This window comes from Rhodoferax sp. GW821-FHT09E07, from assembly GCF_059416145.1.
The window spans coordinates 516,201-533,716 of sequence record NZ_JBWKOP010000002.1 but is presented as its reverse complement, the minus strand read 5'-3'; the positions used below and the strand labels follow the sequence as shown (position 1 = coordinate 533,716).

The 17,516-nt window shown below is 62.6% G+C and carries 17 protein-coding genes; 15 read left to right on the top strand and 2 right to left on the bottom strand.

Going from position 1 to position 17,516, the window contains the following annotated elements; translation table 11 throughout:
• Nucleotides 1-57 precede the first annotated feature (57 nt).
• Complete coding sequence (locus AC07OE_RS05680) at nt 58-372, bottom strand: c-type cytochrome (protein ID WP_495069585.1); 315 nt, start codon at nt 370-372, stop codon at nt 58-60.
• Between the two features lie 95 nt (nt 373-467).
• Between AC07OE_RS05680 and AC07OE_RS05675 the strand changes: the two genes are divergently transcribed.
• The 11 genes from AC07OE_RS05675 to AC07OE_RS05625 all read left to right on the top strand — a co-directional run bounded on the left by AC07OE_RS05675 (nt 468) and on the right by AC07OE_RS05625 (nt 12,275).
• Nucleotides 468-713: a TIGR04438 family Trp-rich protein gene (locus tag AC07OE_RS05675; protein WP_477889270.1), complete on the top strand. Its 246-nt coding sequence runs from the start codon at nt 468-470 to the stop codon at nt 711-713.
• 61 nt (nt 714-774) lie between these two features.
• Complete coding sequence (gene ilvD, locus AC07OE_RS05670; RefSeq protein ID WP_495069584.1) at nt 775-2,634, top strand: dihydroxy-acid dehydratase; 1,860 nt, start codon at nt 775-777, stop codon at nt 2,632-2,634.
• A 64-nt stretch (nt 2,635-2,698) separates the two neighbouring features.
• Nucleotides 2,699-3,511 carry a prolipoprotein diacylglyceryl transferase gene (gene lgt / locus AC07OE_RS05665; RefSeq protein ID WP_495069583.1) on the top strand — a complete coding sequence of 271 codons (813 nt, stop codon included), beginning with the start codon at nt 2,699-2,701 and terminating at the stop codon, nt 3,509-3,511.
• 89 nt (nt 3,512-3,600) lie between these two features.
• Nucleotides 3,601-4,269, top strand: coding sequence for a GntR family transcriptional regulator (locus AC07OE_RS05660; protein ID WP_495069582.1), 669 nt, complete (start codon nt 3,601-3,603; stop codon nt 4,267-4,269).
• The gene (locus AC07OE_RS05655) at nt 4,266-5,780 is read left to right on the top strand and encodes a malonyl-CoA decarboxylase domain-containing protein (protein WP_495069581.1); all 1,515 of its coding nucleotides are present in this window, start codon (nt 4,266-4,268) and stop codon (nt 5,778-5,780) included. Before AC07OE_RS05660 ends, AC07OE_RS05655 begins: the two co-directional genes overlap by 4 nt.
• 19 nt (nt 5,781-5,799) lie before the next feature.
• Complete coding sequence (gene dctP / locus AC07OE_RS05650) at nt 5,800-6,825, top strand: TRAP transporter substrate-binding protein DctP (protein WP_495069580.1); 1,026 nt, start codon at nt 5,800-5,802, stop codon at nt 6,823-6,825.
• Nucleotides 6,822-7,397, top strand: coding sequence for a TRAP transporter small permease (locus AC07OE_RS05645; RefSeq protein WP_495069579.1), 576 nt, complete (start codon nt 6,822-6,824; stop codon nt 7,395-7,397). Before dctP ends, AC07OE_RS05645 begins: the two co-directional genes overlap by 4 nt.
• Complete coding sequence (locus tag AC07OE_RS05640; protein WP_495069578.1) at nt 7,394-8,755, top strand: TRAP transporter large permease; 1,362 nt, start codon at nt 7,394-7,396, stop codon at nt 8,753-8,755. Before AC07OE_RS05645 ends, AC07OE_RS05640 begins: the two co-directional genes overlap by 4 nt.
• On the top strand, nt 8,752-9,561 hold the full coding sequence (locus AC07OE_RS05635) for an enoyl-CoA hydratase/isomerase family protein (protein WP_495069577.1): 810 nt from the start codon (nt 8,752-8,754) through the stop codon (nt 9,559-9,561). The genes AC07OE_RS05640 and AC07OE_RS05635 overlap by 4 nt, the downstream gene beginning before the upstream one ends.
• A 27-nt stretch (nt 9,562-9,588) precedes the next feature.
• The gene (locus AC07OE_RS05630) at nt 9,589-11,118 is read left to right on the top strand and encodes a malonate--CoA ligase (protein WP_495069576.1); all 1,530 of its coding nucleotides are present in this window, start codon (nt 9,589-9,591) and stop codon (nt 11,116-11,118) included.
• A 92-nt stretch (nt 11,119-11,210) separates the two neighbouring features.
• Nucleotides 11,211-12,275 carry an HD-GYP domain-containing protein gene (locus AC07OE_RS05625; RefSeq protein WP_495069575.1) on the top strand — a complete coding sequence of 355 codons (1,065 nt, stop codon included), beginning with the start codon at nt 11,211-11,213 and terminating at the stop codon, nt 12,273-12,275.
• 35 nt (nt 12,276-12,310) lie between these two features.
• Here AC07OE_RS05625 and AC07OE_RS05620 read toward each other — a convergent pair whose 3' ends face one another.
• Nucleotides 12,311-12,754, bottom strand: coding sequence for a universal stress protein (locus AC07OE_RS05620; protein WP_495069574.1), 444 nt, complete (start codon nt 12,752-12,754; stop codon nt 12,311-12,313).
• A 104-nt stretch (nt 12,755-12,858) separates the two neighbouring features.
• Between AC07OE_RS05620 and AC07OE_RS05615 the strand changes: the two genes are divergently transcribed.
• From AC07OE_RS05615 to ccoO, 4 genes are all read left to right on the top strand, one after another.
• Nucleotides 12,859-15,189, top strand: coding sequence for a heavy metal translocating P-type ATPase (locus tag AC07OE_RS05615; RefSeq protein ID WP_495069573.1), 2,331 nt, complete (start codon nt 12,859-12,861; stop codon nt 15,187-15,189).
• Entirely contained in the window at nt 15,189-15,326 is a 138-nt protein-coding gene (gene ccoS, locus AC07OE_RS05610) for a cbb3-type cytochrome oxidase assembly protein CcoS (protein ID WP_094478692.1), read from the top strand. Before AC07OE_RS05615 ends, ccoS begins: the two co-directional genes overlap by 1 nt.
• Nucleotides 15,327-15,425: 99 nt before the next feature.
• Nucleotides 15,426-16,862 (top strand): cytochrome-c oxidase, cbb3-type subunit I, encoded by a 1,437-nt coding sequence (gene ccoN, locus AC07OE_RS05605; protein WP_495069572.1) that lies wholly within the window; start codon nt 15,426-15,428, stop codon nt 16,860-16,862.
• A 12-nt stretch (nt 16,863-16,874) separates the two neighbouring features.
• The gene (gene ccoO / locus AC07OE_RS05600) at nt 16,875-17,501 is read left to right on the top strand and encodes a cytochrome-c oxidase, cbb3-type subunit II (RefSeq protein WP_495069571.1); all 627 of its coding nucleotides are present in this window, start codon (nt 16,875-16,877) and stop codon (nt 17,499-17,501) included.
• Nucleotides 17,502-17,516: the final 15 nt, after the last annotated feature.

Here is a 17,516-nt window from a genome sequence, read left to right as displayed (position 1 = left end):
CATGAAAAAGCCCGCTGCACCTTGCGGTGCAGCGGGCTTTTTTTTGTAAGGTGCGCTTTACTTGAGGCTCAAGATCCAGGCCGCCAGCTTCTTGGATTCGGCTTCGTTGACCTGCGAGTTGGCGGGCATAGGCACTGCGCCCCACACGCCGCTGCCACCCTTGATGATTTTGGCTGCCAGTTTGTCGGCTGCTGTTTTGTCACCTTTGTACTTGGCGGCTACGTCTTTGTAGGCAGGGCCCACCAGCTTATTGTCCACGGCGTGGCAGGCCAAGCAATTTTTGGATTTGGCCAGCTCCAGATCGGCAAACGCAGGAGTCGCAGACAGCGCAGCGGTGGCACTCAGGGCAAGGGTGATCAGGTTTTTTTTCATCAGGACCTCGTCGGTTGGTTTACAGTCAGTCAACGCCATTGTAGTGACGCGGGTTGACCCAAGTCTTACCGTGGCCCCTAGAGCAGGAGAAGGCAATGTATTTCCTCGGTATCGGTTTGTTGTTGTTGGTCATGAAATACATGGAGATCGGTCCCGTGGCCACCTGGGCATGGTGGATAGTGCTTACCCCGTTCGGTCTGGCCATGCTGTGGTGGTGGTGGGCGGACAGTACCGGTTACACCAAGCGCAAAGCCATCGAGCGCGAAAATGCGCGCAAGCAGGCCCGCATCGACAAAAACCGTCAGGCCATAGGCACTCTGGGCAGCAAGAAGCGCCGCTGACACGCGTGGGGGATAATTGGGTCTGGTTTCATCTTCCAACCCCGAAATTCCAAGACTCACCATGCCAGCTTACCGTTCCAAGACATCCACTGCCGGCCGCAACATGGCGGGCGCACGCTCTTTGTGGCGTGCCACCGGCATGAAGGATGCTGACTTCAGCAAACCCATCATTGCGGTGGTGAATTCCTTCACCCAGTTCGTTCCCGGCCATGTGCACTTGAAAGACCTGGGCCAGCTGGTAGCGCGTGAAATCGAAGCAGCGGGCGGCGTTGCCAAAGAGTTCAACACCATTGCGGTAGACGATGGCATTGCCATGGGCCATGACGGCATGTTGTATTCGCTGCCCAGCCGCGACATCATTGCCGACAGCGTGGAGTACATGGTCAACGCCCACTGCGCGGATGCCATGGTGTGCATCTCCAACTGCGACAAGATCACCCCTGGCATGCTCATGGCTGCCATGCGCCTGAACATCCCCGTGGTGTTTGTGTCCGGTGGCCCGATGGAAGCTGGCAAGGTCAAGCTGCTCAACCCCACCACCCAGAAGATCGAGTTCAAGAAGCTCGACCTGATTGATGCCATGGTGATGGCTGCCGATGACAAGGTGAGTGACGCCGATGTGGCCGAAGTGGAACGCTCCGCCTGCCCCACGTGCGGCAGCTGCTCCGGCATGTTCACGGCCAACTCCATGAACTGTCTGACTGAAGCGCTGGGCTTATCCCTGCCCGGAAACGGTACGGTGGTGGCCACACACGCGGACCGTGAAAAGCTGTTCAAGCGCGCAGGCAGCCTGGCTGTTGAGCTGTGCAAGCGCTACTACGAAGAGGACGACACCAGCATCCTGCCACGCTCCATGGGCTTCAAGGCGTTTGAGAACGCGATTGCGCTGGACATCGCCATGGGCGGATCTACCAACACCATCCTGCACATTCTGGCGATTGCGCAAGAGGCCGAAATCGACTTCACCATGGCCGATATTGACCGCATGTCCAAGATCGTGCCGCAGCTGTGCAAGGTCGCGCCCAACACCAACAAGTACCACATCGAAGACGTGCACCGCGCCGGCGGCATCATGGGCATTCTGGGGGAGCTGGACCGCGCAGGCCGCCTGCACACCGATGTGCCCACCGTGCATAGCAAGACCATGAAGGACGCGCTAGACGCCTGGGACATCAAGCGCAACCCGTCTGATGAGGTCAAGACCTTCTATATGGCTGGCCCCGGCGGTGTTCCCACGCAAGTGGCCTTCAGCCAGGCTGCCCGTTGGCCCAGCCTGGATACCGATCGTTCGGAGGGCTGCATCCGCTCTGTGGACCACGCGTTCTCGCAACAAGGCGGTCTGGCCGTTCTGGTCGGCAACATTGCCCTCAATGGCTGTGTCGTCAAAACCGCCGGTGTGGACGATAGCCTGTTGGTGTTTGAAGGCCCCGCCCACGTGGTTGAAAGCCAGGACGAGGCGGTGGAAAACATCCTGGCCGACAAGGTCAAGGCGGGTGACGTGGTCATCGTGCGCTACGAAGGCCCTAAGGGCGGCCCCGGCATGCAGGAAATGCTGTACCCCACGAGCTACATCAAGTCCAAGGGCCTGGGCAAGGCCTGTGCGCTGCTGACGGACGGCCGCTTCTCCGGTGGCACCTCCGGCTTGTCCATTGGCCACGCATCGCCCGAGGCAGCCGCCGGTGGAGCGATTGGGTTGGTCCGCAATGGTGACCGCATCCGCATCGACATCCCCAACCGCAGCATCAACGTGCTGGTGTCTGACGACGAGTTGGCCAAGCGCCGTGTGGAGCAGGACAAGCTGGGCTGGAAGCCTGCGCAGCCCCGTCCCCGCAAGGTGTCTGCGGCGCTCAAGGCCTATGCCAAGCTGGTGATGTCGGCCGACAAGGGTGCCGTGCGCGATTTGTCCCTGCTCGACGACTGAAGTCCTGCGTGCATGACGTTCCCAAGGACCGAGATCGGTCCTTGGTCGGGGCACAATGCGGGTCATGCTGATCCATCCCCAAATTGACCCCGTCGCCCTGCAAGTGGGCCCCCTGGCTGTGCACTGGTATGGCCTCACCTATCTGGTCGCCTTTGCGCTGTTCATGTTTCTGGGCAGCCGCCGGCTGCGCCACGCACCGTACAACGCGCTCACAGGCCCGCAGGCCTGGTCCTTCAAGGACGTCGAGGACATCCTGTTTCTGGGCGTGGTGGGCGTGGTGCTGGGCGGGCGTATTGGCTACTGCCTGTTCTACAAGCCCGTGTACTACGCCACCCACCCGCTGGAGGTGTTTTTTGTCTGGCAGGGTGGCATGAGCTTTCATGGTGGCATGCTGGGTGTGATTGGCTCCATGGTGTGGTTTGCCCGTTCGCGCAGCAAACCGTTTTGGCAAGTGGCTGACTTTGTGGCGCCGTGTGTGCCCACTGGGCTGGCCGCTGGCCGGGTTGGCAACTTCATCAATGGCGAGCTGTGGGGCCGGCTGGCCGACCCCGCGCTCCCTTGGGGCATGGTGTTCCGCGGTGCGGGTGATGCACCACGGCACCCTTCGCAGGTCTACCAGTTCCTCATGGAAGGGCTGCTGCTGTTTGTGCTGCTCTGGTGGTACGCCAGCACACCGCGCAAGCAGGGGCAGGTGGCGTCGGCCTTCTTGTTTGGCTACGGCGTGTTCCGCTTCATCGCCGAATTCTTCCGCGAACCCGACGCCCACCTGGGCCTGCTCAGCCTGGGCATGAGCATGGGCCAGTGGCTATGCGTTCCCATGATCGTCGGCGGCGCCTTGCTCTGGCGCTGGGCCGGCGGCCGCGACACACAAGTTTGATCAGCCTTTAGGGAAAACACCAGTCAGGAAGCCTTGACCGGTGCGGGGGATGGATATGTAATTACCTGTAATTACAGAAAATTATGTCCATGCGTCTGATTCACAACTCTTTGCACGACGAGGTCGCAGACGGCCTGCGGGCGCGAATTTTTGAGGGAGTGCTGGCGCCGGGCAGTTTCATCGACGAAACCGCATTGTGTGAAGAGCTCGCCATCTCGCGCACGCCGCTGCGCGAAGCGCTCAAGGTATTGGCAGCAGAGGGGCTGGTACGCCATGAGCCGCGGCGTGGCAGTTTTGTGAGCCAGGTCACCGAGCAGGATCTGGACGAAATCTTCCCCATCATTGCGCTGCTGGAAGGCCGCTGCGCACTGGAGGCCACGCGCAACGCCACCGATGCCGACATCGCCGCGCTGGAGACGTTGCACACCAGCCTGCAGCAGCACGCCACGGCCAAGCGCATCACCGACTACTACGCAGTCAACTTCACCATCCACGAAGCCATCATCACGCTGGCCAACAACCGCTGGCTGGCGCAAAGCATTGCCGACTTGCGCAAGATTCTGAAACTGGCGCGCCTGCAGCAGCTGCATGCGCCGGGCCGGTTGGAGCAAAGCCTGAGTGAACACTTGGCTTTGTTTGCCGCCATCAAGGCGCGTGACGCCGATGCCGCCGATGCCGCCATGCGCACCCATTTACTGCGCCAACGCGAGGCGCTGCGCGAGCTGGCCCGCAACCAAAAAAGCAGGCTGCTGGCATGAACCAGGACTCGTGGATCAACCGCAATGTGGCGCGGCTCTTGCCCAAGAGTTCCAAGCGAAAAGAGGCGATAGCCCCCGTAAAAAATGAACAAGTTGCTCTTAAAAATGTAGCAACTGGCGTGCCGTCTGCCGCCGGTTCTGTGGCAGGAACCAAGGCGTTGGGCTCAGCGCGCTCCACGCGTGAGCGCCTCAATGCCACGCTGCGCCAGGGGGATGAGGCGCTGTCACCCCGCATGCTGCGCCGCACGCTGCAGGAGCTGCAGGCCGTCATCGACGACCGGGTGAGCGAAGTGGAGGGCGGGCGTCGCGCCACGGCGCTGGCCGCCTGGTATGCCGGTGCGACGTTGGCGCGCCGGCGCGACCTGTGGCTGCTGATGAGCGAAATGTTTGTGGCCGATGCACAGAAGGTCAAGGCCGCGCAGGCCACCTTCGCTGCCGCGGTGGGCACGCCCGATGAAGCCGCCGCCGAAGTGCACTACCGCCGCGCCACCGTGTCCCCGCGCCGCCGCCTGTTGCAGCGCTTCAGCGTGGACGCGCAGGGCATCCGCTTCCTGGTGAACCTGCGCGCCGAGATGCAGCCAGCGCTCAAAACCGACAAGCGCCTGCAGGCGCTGGATGTGGAAATGGAGTACATGTTCTCCACCTGGTTCGACGTGGGTTTTCTGGACCTGCGCCGTATCAGTTGGGATTCGCCCGCCTCGCTGGTGGAAAAACTCATCAAGTACGAGGCGGTACACGACATCAAGAGCTGGGCCGATGTGAAAAACCGGCTCGACTCGGACCGCCGCTGTTACGGCTTCTTCCACCCGCGCCTGCCTGACGAACCGCTGATCTTCGTGGAAGTGGCACTGGTGGACGCCTTGGCCGACAGCATCACGCCGCTCTTGGACGAGTCGGCCGACGCGGCCGATCTGAACGCCGCCACCACGGCCATTTTTTACTCCATCAGCACCACGCAGGATGGCCTGCGCGGTGTGAGTTTTGGCGATTCGCTCATCAAGCGCGTGGTGGAAACGCTGAAGGCCGAGTTCCCCAAACTCAAGACCTTTGCCACGCTGTCGCCTATTCCCGGCTTTCGCCAGTGGCTGGGCAAGAACGCGGCCAGCCTGATCGAACGGCTGGATGCCAACGCACGCGACGAGTTGGGCCGGGCCGTGGGGTTTGAGCCGGTGACGGCCACCCACTTTCTGGCCGCGGCCGAAAATGCGCTCTCGCTCAAACCTTCGTCGGCCGTGCGCCACATGCTGCTGCGCTGTGCCGCGCAGTACCTGGGCCACGAGACCACGCAGGGCAAGCCGCTGGACGGTGTGGCGCGCTTTCATCTCGGCAACGGCGCCCGCGTGGAGCGGCTGAACTGGGCCAGTGATCCATCCCCCAAGGGTCTCAAACAGTCGTACGGGCTCATGGTCAATTACCTGTACGACCTTAAACGCCTGGACAGGCACCGCGAGATGCTGGCCCAGGGCAAGATTCCGGTGGCGTCTGCCATCAGCGAGTTGACTTTCCAATAACGATTCTCAGGAGACAGACATGACTTTGACACGACGTAGTTTCACGCAGGCCATGGGTGCCAGCGCCTTGGCTGGCATGGCCGGTGGCTCTGCTTGGGCGCAGGCGGGCGGTGGGCTGAAAATCTCCCACCAATTTCCCGGTGGCACGCTGACGGAAGGTGACTTTCGTGATCGCCTGTGCCGCAAGTTTGCCGTCGACGTGGAGAAGCGCACGGGCGGCGCGCTCAAGGCGTCCGTCTACCCGGGATCGTCGTTGATGAAGACCAATGCCCAGTTCTCGTCCATGCGCAAGGGCGCGTTGGACATGAGCCTGGTGCCCCTGTCCTACGCTGGCGGCGAAGTGGCGGAGACCAATATCGGCCTAATGCCGGCCCTGGTGCCCAGTTACGAGCAGGGTGCGGCCTGGAAGAATGCCGAGGTCGGCAAGCTCTTGACCAAGGTGCTGGACGACAAGGGCATCATCGTTGTCAGCTGGATCTGGCAGGCCGGCGGTGTGGCCAGCCGCACGCGACCGCTGCTGACACCCGATGACGCCAAAGGCCTGAAGGTGCGCGGTGGCAGCCGCGAAATGGACATGATGCTCAAGCAAGCGGGGGCCTCGGTCATCACGCTGCCGTCCAACGAAATCTACGCCGCGATGCAGACCGGCGCCATGGATGCTGCGATGACATCCAGCACCAGCTTCATCTCGTTCAAGCTGGAAGAAATTGCCAAGCACTTGACCACGGGCCGCGACAAGACCTACTGGTTCATGTTCGAGCCCTTGATGATCTCCAAGGAGGTGTTTGCCAACCTTCCCAAGGCCCAGCAGGACGCGGTGATGGCGGTTGGTGGCGAGCTGGAAGTGTTTGCCCGCGACGCGGCCAAGGCGGACGACAAGGCTGCTGCCGACATCTACGCCAAAGCCGGAGCCAAGGTCTATGACATGGACGAGGCCACGCTGAAGAAATGGCAAGTCATCGCCCGCGAGACCGCGTGGAAAGACTTCAACGACAAGAACGAATCCTGTGCTGCGCTGCTCAAGGCTGCGCAAAAGCTGCTGTGAGCGGCGCCGTTGTTGGGGCGCAGCCCGCCGCGGTCGGCATAGACCCGGACACGCCGGGGTTCTTGCGGCCCTTGGCGCAGTTGCTGCTGTGGATCAACCAGGCCATGGTGCTGCTGGGCATGCTGGCGCTGTTGGCGGCCTCCCTGGTGTTGACCTATAGCGTGGTGTCGCGCTATGTGATGCAGGCCTCCACCGACTGGCAGGATGAAGCCGCCGTGTTCTGCCTGGTGGGTGCCACCTTTTTGTGCGGGGCCTACGTGCAGGGGTTGCGCGGCCATGTGGGCATCGAAGCTGTGGCCACGCTGCTGCCAACGACGGTGAACCGCTGGCGATTGGTGTTGGTCGATCTGATGGGGTTGGCGTTCTGCACTTTCTTCGCTTGGAAGTCGTGGACCTTGTTCCATGAAGCCTGGGTGGAGCAGCAAACGACGTCGTCATCCTGGGCCCCCCCCTTGTCCATTCCCTATGGCCTGATGGCACTGGGCATGAGCCTGCTGAGCTTGCAGCTGCTGGTTCAATGGGGTACGCGGGTCAATGGCCTGCGCAAGCACAACGCAGGAGCTGGCGCATGAGCATGTTGACCATAGGTTTGTTGTTTGGCGCAGTCACGCTGCTGTTCATGTTCTCGGGCGCGCCGATTTCGTTTGCGCTGGGCAGCGTGGCGGTGTTGTTCATGTACTTGTTCATGCCGGCGTCCGCGCTCAACACGGTGACGCAAAACGTGTACGAAGAGATGGCCAGTATCACGCTGCTGTCCATCCCGCTGTTCATCCTCAAAGGGGCGGCCATAGGCCGCTCGCGGGCGGGGCAGGATCTGTATGCCGCCATGCACGTGTGGATGGGACGCATACCTGGTGGCCTCGGTATCGCCAATGTGTTTGCCTGTGCGTTGTTTGCCGCCATGGCGGGCTCCAGCCCGGCCACCTGCTCGGCCATTGGCAGTGCGGGCATTCCCGAGATGCGCAAGCGGGGCTACTCGCCGGGCTTTGCCGCCGGCATCATTGCCGCCGGAGGCACGCTCGGCATCTTGCTGCCGCCATCGGTGACGATGATTTTGTACGCGGTGGCCGCGGAGCAATCGCTGGGGCGCCTGTTCCTGGCGGGCATCTTCCCGGGACTTTTGCTGGTGGCTTTGTTCTCGGTGTACGCCGTGCTGCGCTACCGCAAGGAGTACACGCTGGCCGAAGCCGAATTCAAACGCACCGGCGCCGCTTCGGCGCTCTTGGAGCGCGAGACCTTCAGCACCCGGCAGAAGTTTGAGATGCTCCCGCGCGTCGTGCCCTTTGTGCTGCTGCTGATCGGTGTCATGGTCGCGCTGTATGGCGGTTTCGCCACACCCAGCGAGACAGCGGGCCTGGGCGCGCTGCTCGCATTGGTGCTGATCGCCTCCATTTACGGGGTGTGGCGTCCACGCGATGTGGCGCCGATTCTCACCGCCACGCTGAAGGAGTCCACCATGCTGATGATGATCATCGGCATGTCACTGCTGTTCTCGTACGTGATGAGCTATTTGCACATCAGCCAATCCACGGCCGAGTGGATCGTGGCCATGCACTTGTCCAAATGGGTGCTGCTGGCGGCAATTCTGGTGATGGTGATTCTGTTGGGCTTTTTCCTGCCGCCGGTCAGCATCATCCTCATGACCGCGCCCATCATCCTGCCGCCGCTGAAGGCTGCGGGGTTTGACCTCATTTGGTTTGGCGTGCTGATGACCATCGTGATGGAGACCGGACTGATCCATCCACCCGTGGGGCTCAACATCTTCGTCATCAAGAACATCGCGCCGGACATCCCGCTCAAGGACATCATCTGGGGGGTGCTGCCCTTTGTGCTGCTGATGTTGCTGGCCGTCGTCCTGATCTGCGTATTCCCCGGCATTGCCACGGCGCTGCCCGACGCCGTGATGGGCCTTGCCGCCGTCAAAGCATGAGCGGTGCAATCAGCCTGGCAAGCGCGGACGGCATCGCCCGCGTGACCATCAGCCACCCGGGCAAGTTCAACGCCATGTCGCGCGCCATGTGGCGCGAGCTGCAGGCCGTGTTCACGGCCCTCCAGGCCGACCGAGGCCTGCGCTGCGTGCTGCTGCGCGGGGAGGGTGGCCACTTCTGTGCGGGCGGCGACATTGCCGAGTACCCCAGCTTCCGCTTTGACGAGGCTGCACTGCGCCAGTTCCATGAGGACGAGGTGTGGGGTGGCCTGCAGGCGATGCTGGACTGCGATGTACCGATCGTCGCGCAGATCGAGGGCAACTGTATGGGTGCGGGCGTGGAGATGGCCAGCTGCTGCGATCTGCGCTTGGCAGGTGCCTCGGCGCGCTTTGGCGCACCGATTGCACGCCTGGGCTTTCCCATGGCACCACGCGAAGCGGCCTTGGTCGCGCGGGCAGCGGGGGATGCGGTGGCGCGCGCCATGCTGCTGGCGGCTGAGGTGTTTGACGCATCCGCCTTGGTGGCGCGGGGCTTCCTGCTGCAGGTGCTGGACGACGCCGACGTGGCGGCCCACAGCGAGGCACTAGCCCAGCGCGTGGCCAGCCTGGCGCCTGCCGCTGCCCGCATGAACAAGCAGACTCTGGGGGCGCTTCAAGCATCCAATCGACCTCTAGCCCCCGTGGAGTATGCACAGACAGCTCCTGATTCCATAGCAGGCCTTGCCGCCGCGGCCTACGCCTATGCCGACAGTGCGGAGCACCGCGAAGGCATTGCCGCTTTTCTGGCCAAGCGCAAGCCGCAGTTCTGAACCGACCCTCTACACCAAGACATTCCCATGGCCCATACCGACAACGCCAACCTCTTTGCGGCCCTGCGCGCCGCCTTTCCCGCCGACCTGAGCGCCTGCGCGGTGGAAACCGACAGCGGCCTGCAGTACAGCTGGCGCGACCTGGATCAAGCCACCGCCATGGTGGCTAACCTGCTGGAGTTTCTAGAGCTGCCCCGGGGGGCGCGCATCGCAGTGCAGGTGGAAAAGTCGGTGGAGGCACTGGTGCTCTACCTGGCCACGCTGCGCGCTGGCTTGGTCTATCTGCCGCTCAACACCGCGTACCAAAGCGCGGAGATGGCCTACTTCATCGAGGACGCCAAGCCTTCGGTGGTGGTGTGCAGTGGGCGCAACTTTGGCTGGGTCAGCAAGATGGCCTTTCTGGCCGGCACTGCCCATGTGTTCACGTTGAACGACGACCGCACGGGCTCGCTGCTGGACCGTGCATCCCAGTTCCCCAAGACGCACACCATTGCCACGCGCGCGGCCGACGACCTGGCCGCCATCATCTACACCAGCGGTACTACCGGCCGCAGCAAGGGCGCCATGCTGAGCCACGGCAACTTGCTGAGCAACGCGCGCGTGTTGCAGACCTACTGGGATTGGAAGCCCGGTGATGTGCTCATCCACGCGCTGCCCATTTTCCATGTGCACGGCCTGTTTGTCGCCATCCACGGTGCACTCATCAACGGCAGCAAGATGGTCTGGTGCGCCAAGTTCGACCCCAAGGTGGTGCTGCAGCATTTCCCGCGCGCTACCGTGTTCATGGGGGTGCCCACGCTCTATGTGCGTCTGCTGGCGGAGGTCGGGCTGACTGCGCAGGTGAGCAAAAACATGCGCCTCTTTGTCTCCGGCTCGGCGCCCATGCTGGTGGACACGCACCACCAATGGCAAGCCCGCACCGGCCACACAATTCTGGAGCGCTACGGCATGTCCGAAACCGTCATGCTTACCTCCAATCCCGGCCGTGTGGCCGACGGCAAGCGCAAGGTGGGCACCGTGGGCCGGCCACTGCCTGGGGTGCAACTGCGCGTGCGCGACGAGGCGGGGAAGGATTTGCCACAAGGTGAAACCGGTGGCATCGAGGTGCGCGGGCCCAATGTGTTCCAGGGCTATTGGCAGATGCCCGAGAAGACCGCGCAGGAGTTCACGGCAGACGGCTTCTTCAAGACCGGTGACGTAGGTCGCGTGGATGCAGAGGGCTACGTGACCATCGTGGGCCGGAGCAAGGACCTCATCATCAGCGGCGGCTACAACGTCTACCCGGCTGAGATTGAGGGTTATATCAACAACCTGCCCGGCGTGAACGAGAGCGCCGTGGTGGGCGTGCCCGATGCCGATTTTGGCGAGGTGGGCGTGGCTGTCATCGTGCCCCTGGCGGGTGCTACGGTGGACCCTGCGCAGATCATTGCCACGCTCAAGTCCACCTTGGCCAACTTCAAGGTGCCCAAGCGCTGCGTGGTGGTGGCCGAACTGCCGCGCAACGCTATGGGCAAGGTGCAGAAAAATCTGCTGCGCGAGCAGTACCGCACCGCCTGAGGTCGGGCGCCCGCTGCCCTGTTGCCTCCAGCGGGTTAACCCCATGCCCGAGCGCGACAGTCAAGCCCTGCGGAACAGTCATACTTGGGGCTATGCAGTACGTACTCATCGTTGACGACAACGACGCCAACCTCCATCTATTCAGCACGTTGGTGGAGAAGCTGGAGGGCTGCGTTGCGGTGCCTTTTTCCAGCCCGCAAGAGGCGCTGGATTGGTCCAAGAAAACCCCCGTGGACTTGGTCATCGTGGATTACCAGATGCAGGGCATGGACGGGCTGTCCTTTATCCGCCTGTTCCGCAAACTTCCGGGTTGTGACATCGCGCCCATCATGATGGTCACGGCGAATGATCAAAAGGCGGTGCGCTACCGGGCGCTGGACTCTGGTGCCAATGACTTCCTCAGCAAACCGGTGGACAAGGTGGAGTTTCTGGCGCGCGCCAAGAACATGCTGATTCTCAGTGATGCGCGAAGCAAACTGGCTGACCGTGCGGCTTGGCTGGCGGCTGAGGTGCAAAAAGCCACCGCAGAAATTCTGGCGCGTGAGCGCGATACCGTGATGCGCCTGTCCAAGGCGGCCGAATTCCGGGACCCGGAGACGGGCGCCCATATCTCGCGCATGGCCCATTACTCCAGGTTGATTGCGCGGGATCTGGGCCTGTCCGAAGCCGATCAGGACCTGCTGCTGGAGGCCGCTCCCATGCACGACATCGGCAAGGTGGGCATTGCGGACAACATCCTGCTCAAGCCCGGGCGTTTGAATGAGGCCGAGTTCACCATCATGAAGCAGCACGCCGTCTACGGCTACGAGCTTTTGCGGGGCAGCGCCTCACGCGTGTTGCAGGCCGGCGCAGAAATTGCCCTGGGGCACCACGAAAAGTTTGACGGCAGCGGCTACCCCCGGGGACTCAAGGGTGAAGCCATTCCGCTGTTCAGCCGCATTGTGGCGGTGGCCGATGTGTTTGATGCGCTGACCTCCGAGCGCCCCTACAAGAAGGCCTGGACGCTGGAGGAGGCGGTGGACTTTCTGAACGCTGGCGCTGGCACCCATTTCGACCCCCGCTGCGTGCAAAGCTTCCTCAACGTCTGGGAAGACATCACCGCGGTGCGCGCCCTGCATGCCGACGATGGCGAATCGAAGTTGCTATCGATCTTGTAGCGAATAAGTCAATATATTCGGGGGGCAGCCCCCGTTTATCGCAAAATCAGTACGGGAATATGGCTGTGCGTGAGCACGTGCTGGGTTTCGCTACCCAGCAGTAGGCGTTGCAAGCCGCGCCGTCCGTGTGAGGCCATCACGATCAGGTCACAGTGCTGCTGCTTGGCGGCGGCCAGCAGCGCGTCTGAAACGACTTCGCCACGCACCACCAAGGCTTGGGCTTTGACCCCCTTGGCCTGGGCCGCTTTTTGCACGGCGTCCACCACCACCTGGGCGGCATCGGCCCAGCTCTTCTCCACGCGTTGCACGTCTTCCGATTCGAGTGCAATGCCACCATCGAAATAGGCCTGCGGGTACCGGTGCACCACTTGCAGGGCGATCAGTTCGGCACCGCACAGGGCGGCCAGGTCGATGGCACTGCTGACAGCCTTGTCGGACAGAGGGGCGCCATCGGTAGCGACGAGGATGCGTTGGTACATAAAGGCTCCTTGTAGGTAAGAGGCTTTCAGGTTACGCTCGTTTCCGCATGCCCGCTTGATCTGTATCAAGCTTTTTACACATGTAACCCCGCACACTTCAACCCATGAACGTTGCAAGCTTGCCCAGTCCCGCATTTGCGCCGCATGCGCCTGCCGTGCTGGCTTTGCTGGACGACCCGCTGGAGTGGAGCGCGTTCAGCCGGGCCAACGCCCAGGTGCCGGACCAGTGGGAATCCAGTGTGGTGATTGAGGGCATGCACTGTGCAGCCTGTTCGCTGACGGTGGAAGACGCCTTGCGCCAGGTACCCGGTGTGCTCAGCGCCCACGTAAGTGCGGCCAGCCAGCGTGCGCGCGTGGTGTGGTTGGCCTCTGCCGTGCAGCCCTCACGCTGGATGCAGGCGGTGCAGCGCGCGGGCTACCGCGCCGTGCCTGCCAACGATGTGTTCGCCAGCGAACGCCGCCGCGCGGCCTCCCGCCAGGCGCTGTGGCGCTGGCTGGTGGCGGGGCTGTGCATGATGCAGGTGATGATGTACGCATGGCCCGCCTACATTGCCCAGCCCGGTGACCTGACGTCTGAAATGGAGCAGCTGCTGCGCTGGGCTTCGTGGGTGCTGACGCTGCCGGTGATTCTGTTTTCCTGCGGCCCGTTTTTCAAGAGCGCCGTGCAGGACATCATGCACGCGCGCATCAGCATGGATCTGCCGGTGGCCCTGGGCATGGCGATTACTTTCGCCGTCAGCACCGCGGGCACCTTTGATCCCCAGGGCCTGTTTGGTCGCGAGGTCTACTTTGACTCGCTCACCATGTTTGTGTTTTTTCTGCTGACCGGCCGCTGGCTGGAGCTGCGCCTGCGGGACCGTACGGCCGGGGCGTTGGAGGCGCTGATGAACCGCCTGCCCGACAGCGTGGAGCGCCAGGCGGCAGACAGCAGTTTTGTGCCCGTAGCCGTGCGCCGTCTGCAGGTCGGCGACTTGATCCGTGTGCAGGCCGGCCAGGCCTTTGCCGCCGATGGTGTGGTCGAAGAGGGCCATACGCTGGTGGACGAGGCGCTCTTGTCAGGCGAATCGCGTGCGTTGCCTCGGGGTGTAGGCGCCAGTGTGGTGGCGGGTAGCCACAACCTGCATGCCACGGTGCTGGTGCGGGTGCAGCAAGTAGGGGAGGGGACGCGGTTTGCCCAGATCGTGGCACTGATGGACAGCGCCTCCACCACCAAGCCACAGGGCGTGCTGCTGGCAGACCGGCTGGCCAAACCTTTTCTTTTCTCAGTGCTGGTTGCGGCGGTGCTGGCCTGTGCCTGGTGGTGGGGGCGTGACCCCGGCCACGCGCTGATGGTGGCTGTGGCGGTGCTGGTGGTGACCTGTCCATGTGCGTTGTCACTGGCCACGCCCGCAGCCATGCTGGCGGCGGCAGGCCGCCTGGCCCGTGCGGGTCTGATGGTGCGCAGGTTGCCGGCGCTGGAGGCGCTGGCGGAGGTCGACACCGTGGTGTTTGACAAGACCGGCACCCTGACGCGTGAGGCCATGGGCCTGCATGCCGTGCACACGCGTGCCGGTATCTCGCAGGACGATGCGCTGGCCATGGCTGGCGCCGTGGCGCAGCATTCCTTGCATCCGGCTTCGCGTGCTCTGGCGGACGCGGCGCGCCAAGCAGGGCAGGCGAAGCGTTGGACCTGTGCCGCTGCCGAAGAATTTGCAGGCCAGGGCGTGCAGGGGGTGGTGGTGGGTGCCGGTATGGACGTGGCTGGGCATGGCAGTCTTCTGCGATTGGGCGCCGCCGCGTTTTGCCGAGTCAACAATCCTGCGCCGGGCCAGACCGGCCTGCAGGTGCACCTGAGCGATGCACAGGGTTGGTTGGCTACCTTTGATTTGGATGAGGACCTGCGTGCCGAGGCCGTCGCGGTGGTGCAGGCACTGCAGACGCAAGGTATTGCGGTGCACCTGCTGTCGGGGGACCGCATGGCGTCCGTGGCGCAAGTGGCAAGCCGCTTGGGCATCGCGCAGGCACAGGGTGGCTGTTCTCCGGCCGACAAGCTGGCCTACTTGCAGCAGCTGCAGCGCGCGGGCCACAAGGTGGCCATGGTGGGCGATGGGCTCAATGACGGGCCGGTGCTGGCCGGTGCCCATGTCTCGTTTGCGTTTGGCAACGCCGTGCCGTTGGCCCAGGCACGCTCGGACTTTGTGCTCCTGGGCGGCAGCTTGCAGCAGGTCGTGCTGGCGGTACAACTGGCGCGCAAAACTTTGCAGGTGGTGCGGCAAAACCTTTGGTGGGCGCTGCTCTACAACGCCGCTTGTGTGCCACTGGCCGTGGTGGGCTGGTTGCCCGCCTGGCTGGCGGGGTTGGGCATGGCCAGCAGCTCACTGGTGGTGGTGCTCAATGCCTTGCGTCTGAGCCGTGACACCGCCGCGTTTACACCCGTCGCACTGCAGGGGGCTTGATGGACATTTTGTATTTGCTGATTCCGTTGTCCGTGGTGCTGGTCTTCTTCATCCTGGGAGGATTGTGGTGGGCCATCGACCGCGGACAGTTTGAGGACATTGAGTCCGAAGGTGAGCGCATTCTGCGCGACCCTTGAACCGTGCGCGGGTTTTATGGCCCGCAGTTGATATGGGTCAACCCAGGCACCAGCGCCCGGACTGACACTCGCTTAGCAGTTATCCAAGAAGAGGTACCAATGGCATTTCCAAATCAACAGGCGACCGTGTACAACGACACCGTTGTGCGCCAGTTCGCCATCATGACCGTGGTGTGGGGCGTGGTCGGCATGCTGGTGGGGGTGATCATCGCCGCCCAGCTCGCCTGGCCCGAACTGAACTTCGGTATTCCCTGGCTGACCTACGGACGCTTGCGTCCCCTGCACACCAACGCAGTGATTTTTGCGTTTGGCGGTTGCGGTCTCTTTGCATCGGCCTACTACGTCGCGCAGCGCACCTGCCAGGTACGCTTGTTCGGCGACAAGCTGGCGGCCTTTACCTTCTGGGGCTGGCAGTTGGTCATTGTGGCCGCCGCCATTTCCTTGCCGTTGGGCTACACCCAGGGCAAGGAATACGCGGAACTGGAGTGGCCCATTGACATTTTGATTACCCTGGTCTGGGTGTCGTTTGCCATCGTGTTCTTCGGCACCATTGGCACCCGCAAGGTCAAGCACATCTATGTGGCCAACTGGTTCTTTGGCGCGTTCATTCTGGCGGTGGCCATCCTGCACCTGGTGAACAGTGCAGCGGTTCCTGCGGGTTGGATGAAGAGCTACTCGGCCTATGCCGGTGTGCAGGACGCCATGGTGCAGTGGTGGTACGGCCACAATGCCGTGGGCTTTTTCCTCACCGCGGGCTTCCTGGGCATGATGTACTACTTCATTCCCAAGCAGGCCGAGCGCCCTGTCTACAGCTACCGCCTGTCCATCGTCCACTTCTGGGCGCTGATCTTCACCTACATGTGGGCAGGTCCTCACCACTTGCATTACACCGCCTTGCCCGACTGGACCCAGTCCGTCGGTATGGTCTTCTCCCTGATCCTGCTGGCGCCCAGCTGGGGCGGCATGATCAACGGCATCATGACCTTGAGCGGCGCATGGCACAAGCTGCGTGACGACCCCATCCTGCGCTTCCTGATCGTGTCGCTGTCGTTCTACGGCATGTCCACGTTCGAGGGCCCCATGATGTCCATCAAGACAGTGAACGCCCTGAGCCACTACACCGACTGGACCATTGGCCACGTGCACTCCGGTGCCCTGGGCTGGGTGGGCTTGGTGACCATGGGTTCCATGTACTACCTGATTCCCCGCCTGTTCGGTCAAAAGCAGATGTACAGCGTCAAGGCGATTGAGTTGCACTTCTGGACTGCCACCATCGGCATCGTGATCTATATCGCCGCGATGTGGATTGCCGGTGTGATGCAGGGCCTGATGTGGCGCGCCATCAACCCCGACGGAACACTGACCTACACCTTTGTGGAATCGGTGAAGGCAACCTATCCCTTCTATGTGCTGCGCCTGATGGGTGGCCTGTTGTACCTGGGCGGCATGCTGATCATGCTGTGGAACACGCTGAAGACCGCAACCGCGGGGCGTGCGGTGGCCGTCAACATTCCTGCAGCCGTCGCACACGCTTGAGAGGCTATTCACATGACAAACCCAACACCCAAATCCGGTCTCTCGCATGAGAAAGTAGAGACCAACAACTTTCTGATGATTGTGCTGATCCTGCTGGTGCTGCTGGTTGGCGGCATGGTGGAAATCGTGCCCTTGTTCTTCCAGAAGTCCACCACCGAGCCCATCAAGGGCATCAAACCCTACACCGCGCTGCAACTGGCCGGGCGCGACATCTACACCCGTGAAGGTTGCTACAACTGCCACTCGCAGATGATCCGCCCTTTCCGTGCCGAAACCCTACGATACGGCCACTACTCGGTGGCGGGCGAGTCGGTGTACGACCACCCCTTCCAGTGGGGCAGCAAGCGCACCGGACCCGACCTGGCGCGCGTGGGCGGCAAATACAGCGATGAATGGCACCGCATCCACCTGACCAACCCGCGTGACCTGGTGCCTGAGTCCAACATGCCACCTTACCCCTGGCTGGAAAAGACCCTGGTGGACGCAGAGAGCCTGCCTAGCCACATGACGGCCCTGCGCAAGGTGGGCGTGCCCTACACGGACGAAGAAATCGCCAAGGCCACTGCTGATGTCAAGGGCAAGACCGAGCTGGAGGCGACCATCGCCTACCTGCAGTCCCTGGGCCTGGCTCTCAAGTAAGCCACGAGGAGCACA